This window comes from Shewanella mangrovi (assembly GCF_000753795.1).
GTDB lineage: Bacteria > Pseudomonadota > Gammaproteobacteria > Enterobacterales > Shewanellaceae > Shewanella > Shewanella mangrovi.
This window is the reverse complement of the sequence record NZ_JPEO01000001.1, coordinates 248,922-262,109: the sequence shown is the minus strand read 5'-3', so window position 1 is coordinate 262,109 and position 13,188 is coordinate 248,922. Positions and strand designations below refer to the sequence as shown.

General features: G+C 46.7%; 8 protein-coding genes and 1 riboswitch. Of the genes, 4 read left to right on the top strand and 4 right to left on the bottom strand.

Annotated features, from left to right (window positions below):
- Positions 1–55 precede the first annotated feature (55 nt).
- Positions 56–733: a bifunctional tRNA pseudouridine(32) synthase/23S rRNA pseudouridine(746) synthase RluA gene (gene rluA / locus HR45_RS01035; protein WP_037438820.1), complete on the top strand. Its 678-nt coding sequence runs from the start codon at positions 56–58 to the stop codon at positions 731–733.
- A 112-nt stretch (positions 734–845) separates the two neighbouring features.
- Positions 846–1,307, top strand: a complete 462-nt coding sequence (gene asnC / locus HR45_RS01030) for a transcriptional regulator AsnC (protein ID WP_037438818.1) — start codon at positions 846–848, stop codon at positions 1,305–1,307.
- 73 nt (positions 1,308–1,380) lie between these two features.
- Here the strand turns inward: asnC and lysC are convergent, their stop codons facing one another.
- Together lysC and HR45_RS01020 are read right to left on the bottom strand one after the other, a co-directional pair.
- Positions 1,381–2,733, bottom strand: a complete 1,353-nt coding sequence (gene lysC / locus HR45_RS01025; protein WP_037438816.1) for a lysine-sensitive aspartokinase 3 — start codon at positions 2,731–2,733, stop codon at positions 1,381–1,383.
- Positions 2,734–2,864: 131 nt separating this feature from the next.
- Positions 2,865–3,039, bottom strand: a riboswitch (Lysine riboswitch).
- A 103-nt stretch (positions 3,040–3,142) separates the two neighbouring features.
- Positions 3,143–3,574: a DUF3293 domain-containing protein gene (locus HR45_RS01020; RefSeq protein WP_037438813.1), complete on the bottom strand. Its 432-nt coding sequence runs from the start codon at positions 3,572–3,574 to the stop codon at positions 3,143–3,145.
- A gap of 535 nt (positions 3,575–4,109) precedes the next feature.
- On the opposite strand from HR45_RS01020, the gene arcA reads away from it, so the two are divergent.
- Complete coding sequence (gene arcA / locus HR45_RS01015; RefSeq protein ID WP_037438811.1) at positions 4,110–4,826, top strand: two-component system response regulator ArcA; 717 nt, start codon at positions 4,110–4,112, stop codon at positions 4,824–4,826.
- A gap of 192 nt (positions 4,827–5,018) precedes the next feature.
- Here arcA and fusA read toward each other — a convergent pair whose 3' ends face one another.
- Together fusA and HR45_RS01005 are read right to left on the bottom strand one after the other, a co-directional pair.
- Positions 5,019–7,106: an elongation factor G gene (gene fusA / locus HR45_RS01010; RefSeq protein WP_037438810.1), complete on the bottom strand. Its 2,088-nt coding sequence runs from the start codon at positions 7,104–7,106 to the stop codon at positions 5,019–5,021.
- Positions 7,107–7,538: 432 nt separating this feature from the next.
- Entirely contained in the window at positions 7,539–12,098 is a 4,560-nt protein-coding gene (locus HR45_RS01005; RefSeq protein WP_037438808.1) for an ATP-binding protein, read from the bottom strand.
- Between the two features lie 125 nt (positions 12,099–12,223).
- On the opposite strand from HR45_RS01005, the gene HR45_RS01000 reads away from it, so the two are divergent.
- Positions 12,224–13,135: a LysR family transcriptional regulator gene (locus HR45_RS01000; RefSeq protein WP_037438806.1), complete on the top strand. Its 912-nt coding sequence runs from the start codon at positions 12,224–12,226 to the stop codon at positions 13,133–13,135.
- Positions 13,136–13,188 lie beyond the last annotated feature (53 nt).

Sequence of the window (13,188 nt, the reverse complement as noted above, 5' to 3'; positions counted from 1 at the left end):
GCCTATTGACGTTCAAGGTTAAAGTTGCGCACCTTAGCGGCCAGTCACCAGAGTTATGAGCGATTTCGTCTACCAGCCCCCGAAGCTCCCTTGGTTAAATATCCTCTATCAGGATAAAGACATCATTGTGCTTGATAAACCTTCGGGCTTGTTATCTGTTCCGGGGCGAGCTGCAGAACATTATGACAGCGCTTATAGCCGCGTCTTGCAACTGCATGAAGGGGCGCAGGTCGTCCATCGCTTAGACATGGCCACTTCTGGTGTTTTGCTGCTGGCACTCAGACGCAATGCCGAACGAGAACTCAAACGGCAATTTCAACAGCGTGAAACCAAGAAAGTCTACTTTGCCCGCGTTGCCGGACATATGCGCCAATCATCCGGAACTGTCGACTTACCGCTGATTTGTGATTGGCCGAACCGCCCCAAACAAAAGATTGACCATCAGTTAGGTAAACCCTCTGTCACCCATTTTGAAGTGATCAGTAAAGGCAAAAACTCCACTTTAGTTAAGCTAATGCCCGTTACCGGACGTTCACATCAGCTACGTCTACATATGATGGCATTAGGCCACCCTATCTTGGGTGATAATTTTTATGCTGACAGTGTTGCCAAAGCCATGTCACAGAGACTTTTGCTGCATGCGACGCATTTAACAATAGATCATCCTTATTCTAAAGAATCCATGACATTTTATGCTGCAGTACCATTTGTAAACCCAATTAACGAACAGTGAGTTTAAGGAATTGTTTACAGTAAATCTTGCATTAGATGATGTGGATCACTGGCAATAAGCTAATAAAACACGTAAATTCATGCCTGTTTATAGGAACATAAGGCAAGTTGTTGTGGATACATCATTCCAAAGAGATCAGCTGGACAATCAGATCCTCGAGGCGTTGATGCAGGACGCGAGAACGCCGTTCGCGGAATTAGCAAAACGCTTTAATGTCAGCGCTGGCACCATCCACGTGCGCGTGGAGAAAATGAAGCAAGCGGGCATTATCACAGGTGCTCAAATTACGGTTAATCCAAAAGCATTGGGCTATGACGTTTGCTGTTTTATCGGTATCAACTTAAAGAGTGCCGGAGATTACCCTTCAGCATTAGCTAAGTTAGATGCGCTCGAAGAAGTCGTAGAAGCGTATTACACCACTGGTAATTACAGTATCTTCGCTAAGGTCATGTGCCCATCAATTGATGCATTGCAGCATGTGTTGATTAATCGCATTCAGTCTATTGATGAAATTCAATCGACAGAAACATTAATCAGTCTGCAAAATCCAATTTCTCGTGCTGTAAAACCTTAAATTGCAACGCAAAAGGTTGTGATTTAAGAATAACGCTTTAATCGAAAAAGCGGGCCTTGCGCCCGCTTTTTTATCACTGTTCAAACAGATTACGGTGCAATGCCGCCACCACATCGGCCGCTTCCGATTCATGTACCAACACACACAAGTTATGCGGACTTGCCCCTTGGCAAATCATGCGTACATTGTGTGGCGCCAATACCGAAAACACTTGCTGACAAATGCCTGCCGTGGTCGCGATGCGGTTACCGATAATCGCTACTAAGGCGAGTTTGTCTTCTACGCGCACGCGGCAATGTTGTGACAACTCTTGCAACAGAGCCTCGGTCAATAAGCCCTGGCCGCTGGAATCCGAACCGGTTTTATCTAAGGTCAGCGACACGTTAACTTCAGAGGTAGTAATCAGATCCACACTGATCTTGTGCTTGGCTAACGTCGCAAACGTTTGTGCTAAAAAGCCTTGGGCATGCAGCATTTGCAAACTATGCAGATTGAGTAGCGTCTGATCACGGCGTAATGCAACAGCACGGTATACTGGAGGATTTTCAACTTGATGACGGATCCAAGTACCGCCCAACTCTGGCGCTTTACTTGAGCCTACAAATACCTGAATCTGTTGTCTTACTGCCGGTAAAATCGTGGCCGGGTGCAGAACTTTAGCGCCAAAAGTCGCCATTTCTGCCGCTTCGTTAAAGCTGATTTCCGGAATAGCCGTTGCATTAGGCGCTAAGCGAGGATCGGTAGTAAAGATACCTGGCACATCGGTCCAAATCTCAACTGCATCAGCATCGAGAGCTTCTGCGAGCAGTGCAGCAGAGTAATCGGATCCACCACGACCTAAAGTTGTAGTACGTCCTTCTGCATCAGCACCGATAAACCCCTGCGTCACAATAAGTTGGCTGGCCAGTAACGGCAGTAACTTTTCTGTCGCTAACGATTTCAACTCACCAATTTGCGGTTCAGCACGACCAAATAAGCTATCGGTGCGCATCACTTGACGCACATCAAAGGCCGAGGACACCACACCACGTTCTCTAATCACCGCTGCAAACAGTTGTGATGAACATTGTTCGCCCAACGACAATAGCTCATCAGCAGTGGCTTTGTTCGGATCTGCTTGAAACTGTTGGCTCAGTACATCAACGCGACTCAGTAAACGGTCAATGGCAGCAGTGACGTCATCTGGTCGCGCTAAGCAATCAACAATACTGTATTGGATCTGGGCAATTTTCTTTAGCAGTGCTAAACGTTGTGTTTCAGTAACGTTGGCTTGGGCTAACTCAACTAACAAGTTAGTTACGCCACTAGAGGCGCTCACCACGACCACGCGTGTGGCAGGATTGTTTAACACGATATCGGCACAGCGATTCATGGCAGCGTAATCCGCTACCGAAGTACCACCAAATTTTGCGACGACTAGAGACATTAGCAATTCCTCCCAAACAGGAAGAATACACAAATAGTAACTGGATTGAATTTCATGTCAGCTCCGAACAAATCTCGTTCGAAGAGCCTGGTGCTGGTACAAGGCACCCTAAAGAAGGGAAAAGCGATTGTCACACCAGAAGCTCTCCACCAAAAATACGGTGACAGTCGTCAGGATTCAGCCTGACCAACCGGTGAACGCCATACCAATCTCGCGTTAACCTCGGCGCCTATCTCCCTCGTGAGTTGTCATTGGATATTGGTATCCTCAAACTCACTACCTAGTAGGCGCTCCTCTTCTGTTTCCTCCCGCAGGAGGGAGTCGGAAAATTACAGTGCTAAGGCGAAATTGTCAACGCCCCGGCAGTGTTTTCGTGCAAAAGAACGTTAAACAGCATAATTGACTAATGTTAGTCGTGAATTTCCGGCAATTCTTCAACAATACGCACAAATTGCTCAAATGGTCCCATTTGCACAGGTTGCGCATCACAATGGCAGGGTAAGAGTTGAATATTGCCCTCTTCAACAAAGTAAAACGCGTTTTGTTGGTACTTATGTGCCAATTGATACGCCGTTTGCTGGTCCATATAGATTGCCCAGCTTTTTTCCATATGCTGCAAATCGAGTGAGGCCCCGACAAGCGCACGATAGGCACAGCCACTCTGATGAATATCTCGCTGTAATTGTTTATCTCGAAGACGATTCTGGCTAGTGGAAAGGATAGTACCGAGAGGATTGCTGGCGGTGATAATTGCAAAGGAGCAAGGCGGGTTCAAACATTGAGTCAGTAAGAAGCAACTATTTTGATAATGTTGCCAGAGCTGATTAAATCCCACATCCATTATTAAGCGGCTCCTGATAAAGGCTCAAAATAGTCTAGCAAAGCCGTTTCAAAATCCAAAGCACTTCTCACATTGTCTCAGAATTACCTATCGACCTGTAAAATTGTCTCACCATTTTCGTTAATCAGCAGTCAAATAGGTCATTCTAGGGAAATTTGTTAACATTTCATTTGTTAACAAATGCCCAATAAGAGTACAATATCGGTTATCGATCACAAGTTTGCTGGATTGCCACCGAACACCGTATCTGATTGAAACAGATTTAAAGACACCAAGCTGTTCGGTTCCTGAACGAGAAAGAATTTTAGCCAGTTATTCAAGGATCAAGCGGAACTTAATACCGCAACGAATATCTGAGTTATTACATTTCGTGCACGTTTGTTGTACACAAAATTCAAAACTAATCATGAAGTACTGACTGTGTAACCTGGTTTTGGCGAATAGCCACTAAATTCAATAATTTGGCATTAACAGAGAACAAGCAGGCATGAGCGCGGCTCATGGTTAGACTCAACTGATTTATTAGGTAAATGATATGCAAAACCCGCACATTCTGATTGTAGAAGACGAAGCAGTTACTCGTAACACTCTGAGAAGCATTTTCGAAGCCGAAGGTTATGTCGTTTCAGAAGCAAACGACGGCGCGGAAATGCACAAGGCGCTTCAGGAAAACAAAATTAACCTGGTGGTGATGGATATCAACCTGCCTGGCAAAAATGGCCTGCTGTTAGCCAGAGAGCTGCGTGAAATCAATAATATTGGTTTGATCTTCCTGACTGGTCGTGACAACGAAGTGGATAAGATTTTGGGCTTGGAAATTGGTGCAGATGATTACATCACTAAACCATTCAACCCTCGTGAGTTGACCATTCGTGCTCGTAACCTGCTGACTCGCGTTACTAGTGTCAGTTCAGAGCCAGAAGAGAAGTCAGCCATTGAAGCATACAAGTTCAACGGTTGGACCTTAGACGTCAACAGCCGCTCTTTGGTGAATCCAGATGGCGAAGCACATAAGCTGCCGCGTTCTGAATTCCGTGCCATGCTGCACTTTGTTGAGAACCCTGGAAAAATCCTGACCCGTGCTGAATTGCTAATGAAGATGACAGGCCGTGAGTTAAAGCCACACGACCGTACTGTGGACGTTACCATCCGCCGCATCCGTAAGCACTTTGAAAACCATCAGGAAACGCCTGAAATCATCGCCACGATTCACGGTGAAGGTTATCGTTTCTGCGGTCACTTGGAAGACTAATAAGCGGTTTTCCTACTAGCGCCAAAAAGCCTGCCAACGAGCAGGCTTTTTTGTATCGACTAGTCACTCATACTGCCAAAACTTCTCCCGCGCAGTCTAAGCGACGATAGTCCTTAAACACACCATATGTCACATAGACACAAAAAAGCCCGCTTAGAGCGGGCTTTTTAATGCGAGAGTAAAAGCTAAGGCTTATTTAGCCGCTTTTTTCTCTTTAGTCTCTGCAATTACTTTTTCAGCAACGTTTGCAGGACATGCAGCGTAGTGTGAGAACTCCATAGAGAACTGACCACGACCTGAAGTCATAGTACGCAGGTTACCGATGTAACCAAACATTTCTGACAACGGTACGTCTGCTTTAACGCGAACACCAGTCAGACCAGCTTCTTGGTCTTTGATCATGCCGCGACGACGGTTCAGGTCACCGATTACGTCACCTACGTGATCGTCTGGAGTGAACACGTCAACCTTCATGATAGGTTCCAACAGCTGTGGACCCGCCTTTGGCATAGATTGACGGAACGCGCCTTTTGCTGCGATTTCGAACGCGATTGCTGATGAGTCAACTGCGTGGAAAGAACCATCGAACAGTTCAACTTCAACGTCCAATACAGGGAAGCCAGCCAATGGACCTTCTTTCATCATTGATTCGAAACCAAACTCAACTGCAGGCCAGAATTCACGAGGTACGTTTCCACCAACAACTGATGATACGAACTTGAAGCCTGAGTTAGCTTCGCCTGGCTTGATGCGGTAATCGATCTTACCGAATTGACCAGAACCACCAGATTGTTTCTTGTGAGTGTAGCTATCTTCAACAGCTTTAGTGATAGTTTCACGATAAGCTACTTGAGGAGCACCTACAGTCAGGTCAACACCGTGAGTACGTTTCAGGATGTCAACTTTAATGTCCAAGTGCAGTTCACCCATACCTTTCAGGATGGTGTCACCAGTTTCTTGGTCAGTTTCAACTTGGAATGATGGATCTTCAGCAACCATTTTACCCAGTGCGATACCCAGTTTTTCAGAAGCACCTTTGTCCTTCGGAGTTACTGCGATAGAGATAACTGGATCAGGGAAGATCATAGGTTCCAGAGTACATTCATGCTTAGGATCACACAGAGTGTGACCAGTTTGAACGTTCTTCATACCTACAACTGCTAGGATGTCACCCGCTTGAGCGCTATCGATTTCAGCACGGTCGTTAGCGTGCATCATTACCATACGGCCGATACGTTCAGTTTTACCAGTTGCACTGTTCAGGATGGTGTCACCCTTCTTCAGTTTGCCTGAGTAGATACGGATAAAGGTCAGCGCACCGAAACGGTCGTCCATGATTTTGAACGCCAGAGCACGGAAAGGCTCGTCAACAGATACGGTAGCTACTTCACCAGTTTCTTCACCAGTTTCTGGGTTAGTCAGAGGTTGTGGTACAACTTCTGTTGGAGAAGGCAGGTAATCAACTACTGCGTCAAGCAGCAACTGCATACCTTTGTTCTTGAACGCAGAACCACAGAACGTAGGGAAGAACGCCAAGTTGATGGTACCTTTACGGATACAACGCTTGATGTCTTCGATAGAAGGTTCTTCACCTTCCATGTACGCTTCCATCAGGTCGTCATCTTGCTCAACCGCAGTTTCAACCATGTGTTCGCGATGTTCTTCAACCAGATCAACCATGTCTTCTGGTACGTCAGTCACGGTGTAGTTTTCTGGCAGACCAGTTTCGTCCCAGATGTACGCTTTACGGTTCAGAACGTCTACTACGCCTTTGAAGTCATCTTCGATGCCGATAGGCAGCGTCATAACCAGTGGGTTTGCACCCAGAACGCGTTTAACTTGAGCAACTACGCGCAAGAAGTCAGCACCCATACGGTCCAGTTTGTTCACGAAGATCAAACGTGCAACTTCTGATTCGTTCGCATAACGCCAGTTGGTTTCTGATTGTGGTTCAACACCACCGCTACCACAGAATACACCAACGCCGCCATCCAGAACTTTCAGAGAACGATAAACTTCAACGGTGAAGTCAACGTGTCCTGGGGTATCGATGATGTTAAAACGGTGATCTTTCCAGAAACAGGTAGTCGCAGCTGACTGAATGGTGATACCACGTTCAGCTTCCTGATCCATGAAGTCCATGGTTGAAGCGCCATCGTGTACTTCACCCAGTTTGTGGATCTTACCAGTGAGTTTCAGGATACGCTCGGTGGTGGTAGTTTTACCCGCGTCAACGTGAGCAAAAATACCAATATTTCTGTATTTCGATAAGTCAGTCATGATTCAACTTCATTATGAGTTAGTGAATAGGAGACGGAGTGTGCCACTTCGTTTGCTGCGACAGACGGTACCCCATTTATTAAGGCGCGTATTATAACACCGAAATCCCACCTTCCTGCAATCCACAGATTCAAATTTCACCAGCGTCTTAACAATAGCGCTGTAAAATTGAGACTTAACAGATTATTACCTTTGTTTTTCAAACAATTACAAAGCTACAAATCCATATGCAATTGCAACGAAGTCGGTTTTCTGGGGCTGGTTTTACAGGATTTTCCGCCAGATTTCAAAAAATCATTAATATCTTCGGTAATTTGTTTACCGAAATTAGCTTTCAACCATCTTTAAAATGGTGCTAGCTCACGCCGCTATTTAGTGTAGCCGACAAAAAAGCCCGCTAAGCGGGCTTTTTTATGACATTTCGTTTACTGCTTATTCGGCATCTACCGGAGAGATAACAAACAGCAGGTCACCTTGCGATACTTGTTGGCCGTTACCGTTCAGAATCCGCTCAATGCGATATTGCTTATCTTCTGGATACAACACGGCATTTTTGCGGTTAAAGCCAGCGAGTGTGATTTGTGAGAACATCTTCATTGCTTCAGTCAAACCTAAGGTTTGATCCACAGTGACGATATCGCCTTCTTTCACAAAGTCTGCTTCACCCGGTGCTGGTGAGCTATAGAAGATACCAGCACCCTGTGCCAATACTTTCAGTTCGCTCGATTCACCCACACGCAGTGACTCAGTATCTACCGCTTCTGCTTCTGCCGCCGCTTCCATCTCAGCGATCAATTCTGGAATATCCAACTCGGCCATCAAACGTGGCAAATAGTTGGTATCGTATACGCCTTCACGGAAGGTACGATCGGCCAGAATACGCTTCAACAATGGAATGTTAGTGGCGATGCCTTTGATAGAGACGCTATCGAGGTAGCTCAACATGCGGTTGATGGCATCTTCACGGTCTTCACCATGCACGATGATTTGCGCAATCAAGCTATCGTAGTATGGCGATACTTCTTTGCCTTCCGCTGCGATAGAAATCACGTCGATATCATCGCGCTCTGGCATCACACATTCACTGATCAAACCTGGATTAGGCAGCAGGTGCAGAATGCCTTGGCTGTCCAGTGCCGCTTTCTCAGCAGTGACACGCACTTCCAGTGCATAGCCCAGCTCTTTTGGTTGCAGCTCTTCGATAGAACGGCCAGATGCGATGTCGAACTGTGCACTGACAATGTCGATACCTGAAGTCAGTTCTGTGACTGGGTGCTCTACCTGCAGACGAGTGTTCATTTCCATGAAGTACACTTCGTTGGCATCCAAGTTGTAGATGAACTCAACCGTACCTGCGCCCATGTAATCGGTAGCGTGACCAAGCGCTTTAGTGTATTCCAACACTTTGGCTTTCAGCTCATCTGGCAGCATAGTTGAGCCAGACTCTTCAATCACTTTCTGGTTGTTACGTTGTACTGAACAGTCACGTAAACCCAGCACCTTGGCATTACCAAATTGGTCACGCAGCAACTGGACTTCGATATGACGCAGTGACGTCACATATTTTTCGAGGTACAGGTCACCGTTACCAAACGCCGCCGCCGCTTCAGTCGAGGTCTTTTGGAACAGACCAATCATTTCTTCTGGACGACGAACGACCTGAATACCTTTACCGCCACCACCTTGTACCGCTTTAAGCAGCACAGGGTAACCAATTTCGTTGGCTACGTTCACCGCTTGCTCTGCGTTAGTCAAAATACCATGTGAACCGGGAACAACCGGTACGTTTTGCGATTGTGAGGTCTTAATTGCGTTCGACTTGTTACCCATGGTGGTCATTGAGTTGACGCTAGGACCAACAAAGTTAACGCCGTTGTTCACGCACAATGCGGCGAACTGTGGACTTTCAGACAAGAAGCCGATACCTGGGTGCAACGCGTCTACTTGCTCGTAATCGGCAACACGCAGTACAGAGTATGCGTTCAAGTAAGATTCATCAGAGGTGTTACCACCGAGACAAACCAACTTGTCGTTCTCTTTCAGCATATCTGCTGGCACTGAGGTCATATCAGGATCAGATGCCACCAACACCACGTTGATGTTGTTATCGTGTGCTTTGCGGATCAGTTTCACCGCAGTACAACCACGAGCGTGGATCAGCACTTTGTCGATAGGCTTCATCAGCTTACGAGGGTCGTCTTGTACGATTTCATCGCTTGAAACTTCATGGGTTTCAGGAACCAATGAAGACAGTGCGGTGCTGATAACACTTTCAATACTATCGGTCGGCATTGGCATCAGAGGATCGATACCTTGTAACTGCTCATCCAAAGTGTCGCTGAATGGGTTTTGTACTAAACCATTCATCGCACCTGGCACTTTAGACAGATAGTTGGACAAGGTTGCGGTCGAAGGCAAATACGCAGGTACCACCATTTGACCCGCAAACGGCATGTTAGTACCAGACAGATAATAAGTTTGCACCAATGGGTGAGTAACAAACGATGCTTGCGCACCACCGGTACAGTCGCCATAACCAAACATCATCACTGGCAATTCATTATCACGGATAAAGCGCGTGATGCGGTCGTTCACAACGGCCATCGAGAAGAGTGCAGCACCACCCTCTTTCGTTTGCATACCACCTGAGCTGATGAAGCAGATCACTGGTAGTCGACGCTTAGCACATTCAATCAACAGCGCAGAGAATTTCTCAGCACTGGCCATATCAAAGGCACCAGCTTGGAAGGCGGTATTAGATACGGCAACACCCACTCGCAATTTTTTGCCATTGTGTTTGAAATCAGCCAGCCCCGTAATCAAACCGCATGGGCGAATACCACGGTCAAGTGCGTCTTCAATCGACAAGCGGAACCCCGGGAAGTTGAGTGAATTGGCCGTCATCTTGTCGCCGTTCAACTCATCAAAATTGTTGAAGAAAGTATCAACAATATTGTTCCAGGTCATCTTGCCGGTTTTCTTCTCTTCACGCAGTACGCGCTGGATCAACAGATCCTGATAACCCATGGTCAGACGGTTCCAGAAGTCTTTACGACGACCGATACGTACCGGGTTAATGGCGCCAGTGTACTGAGTATTGTCTTCTTCACTGTCGAAGTACTCAGGCAGCAAGCGTTCGAAGAAGTAAGTCAGAATAACGAACAAGCTGTTGTTCAGTTGTGGGAAACCGACGCTCTTCCATTGCTCAGTTTTCGTTAGCAATTCTGCGCGGTTTGACTGAGACATAAAGTACTTCAGCCACTTATAGAACTTACTCTTATCGTTGGCCACATCCTGAGTAGAAATGGCGCGGTCGATAGATTTGTGTAACAGACCATCAACAGAACTACGCGACAGGCTCTTGTTCATCATCGCTTCTTTCGCGATAGATGCCAGATTACCGACCACGTTGTCGTACAGGGCGTTGAAGATCAGAATGTTGTAACACTGCCAAATGAAGTCTTCACGTAACTCTTGGTTGACAACTACATCGAGTACGGTCAGTTCGTTCAGTTCAGGCCATGGCGCTTGGGTCACTTCAGCAGGTAAGGTTTCCAGATACTGGATCAGTCCTTTGAAGTTGTTGGCAGCATTGGCTTTCCAACGGTGGTACAGCGACCAACAGATGTTGAACAACAGTGCCTTACGTGCCTTTTTGTAGTTTTCTTTTGGTTCACCCAAAATCAAACGGGTCAGCATATTACGTTCGGTGCTGACGTCTTCACGCTTAGACACAAAGTTGTTCCACAACTTCGCCAGCTCTTCATCGTAAATCAGCTTATCTGGGCTCGATAACCAAGATTGGAAGACTTTTTCCTGCTCTTTTTGAATACGCAGCAGCAAGTCACCTTCTGGCACACTGACTTTTGACAGGCGACCGTATTGATCCATGGTGATGGAATGGATACGACTACGCAGCGTCAAGTAACGCAGATAACGATATGCACTACCAAACAGGTTCAAGTGCATCGTTGGGTTGCTCGACTGCGACATGTGTACCGCACTGTCGAGTGCCTTCAAGTTTTTCGAAGGATAAAGGAAACGGTTCAGACTGCGACGATAGTGTTCTTTCAGATCATCAGATTCTTTAACAAAACCAACCGCAGCACTTTCAATCGCTTCAATACCGCTGATAATCGCGCGGCGCAGGTTGTGCTGGCGCTCATCACGATCACTTGGCGAGAAATCGATAATGCCATCGATACAACCAGCGGTGTATAGCTCTTCTGGCGACACACCCACTGATTTGGCACATTCCTGCCAAGACAGATTGAACTTACGCGCAATGCTTTGTAAGCCCTGAGGCTGAATGGTATTGAAGATACCGTCGCGTAATGACAGCAAGATGTTTGCCGCTGCCAATGGAATAGCACCACCAGAGTAACCAGCGCCAATCACGATACCCAGCGTTGGCACGTCAACGTTAACGCTTTCGGCGATAGCACGTGAAATAGAATGCGCTTGGTTATGGCTATTGGCGACTTCACCAGCATCTGCCCCCGGCGTGTCAATCATAAATACGATTGGCATCGACAGCTCAGCGAAGTGACGTACGGCTTCACAACACAGCAGGTGATGCTCTGGCATCCACGCGCCGTTAGAGGTGGTACGTTCTTGCGCAACAAAACCGATACGGCGGCTACGGCCACCGAAATTCAATTCAATTTCAGCTTGGTAGAAAGGGCCGTGGGTTTCTTCAGCGATCATCTTACCTTTCAATTCGGCGATGATACGCTTAGCACCTGGGCGGTTCTTATCTAAGGTTGGCTGAATAACTTTGTTAACATAGCCATCAACATCTAACTGCGACAGAGATTTAAGGTTGGCCTGGATGGCATCTTCATCTAATAAACCTTTGATCTCGTCGTTTAGACTTTTCTTGCTATGTTCGGGAAAAAGAGAGAAATCTTGTGCCAGATGTTCCGCATGTAAAAACAGCGGATCTGGAGTTTGTGCCTGAGTCATGTTTGCGGGCTGCTTTGTGCTGGTCATCGAATCGATCCTCTGCTAAGCCTCTTTATTTATGATACAGCGATCAAATATAACTTTGATGCACTCAAAATTACTATTAAACTGGCTTAGACACTTTGTTCCATTTTTGAGACAGTAAGAAAAACATGCCAGATTTGAATGGGATGCTGCTATTTGCTGCAGTGGTCAGAGCAGAAGGCTTCTCTCAAGCGGCCAGAGAAATGGGTCTGCCAAAATCCACTATCAGTCGCAAAATTGCGCAGCTTGAGCAAGAACTTGGCGTACGTTTATTGCAACGTAACACGCGCTCAATCAGCCTGACACAGATTGGTGCCTTATTTTATCAGCACTGTGAAAATATAACCAATGAAGTGGAAGCCGCAAAGGCTACCATTGAATATACTCACAATGATGTGGCTGGATTATTGCGAATTGCCATCCCGGTTTCTTTCAATCAGGAAGTCATTGCCAGTCTGTGTAGTGGCTTTATGCATCTTTATCCGGGTATCGAACTCGATGTGCAGTTTACCGATGCCGAAGTAGGTTTAGTCGGTGAAGGCTACGACATCGCCATTAAATACGGGCCGCTACAATCTTCAGACCTCGTGGCCAGATTGCTGTTTGAACGGCAGCCAATTTTGGTCGCCAGCCCCGCCTATCTAAAAGCCAAAGGCACACCTGCAACGCCTAAAGATCTGGCGCAACATGACGGTATTTTACTGGGCACCTTGCGCTCGGCGCCGATTTGGCCGCTGGGGAAAGGCAACCGTAAAACCATGGCCAGCTTTAAGCGCCGTGTACGGGTTAACAGCTCCGTCATGGTGAAGCGCATGGCGATGGATGACTTTGGCATCGCAATTTTGTCTAACTCTGTCTGTAAGAACGAAATTGCCAGCGGCACCTTAGTGCCACTTCTGCAGGAATGGCCGATTGAGCCTTTTAAAGTGTACGGTGTCTATTCCAGTCGTCGCCAGTTGGCTACCAATATCAGTGTCTTCCTCGACTTTTTCACCAAGCGCTTTGGCAGCCAAGAATCGCTTCAGTCAATGATGATGTAGCATTTACCGCTAACGGACACGACAAATCATCTAAGATTAATGGCTTATCTGCT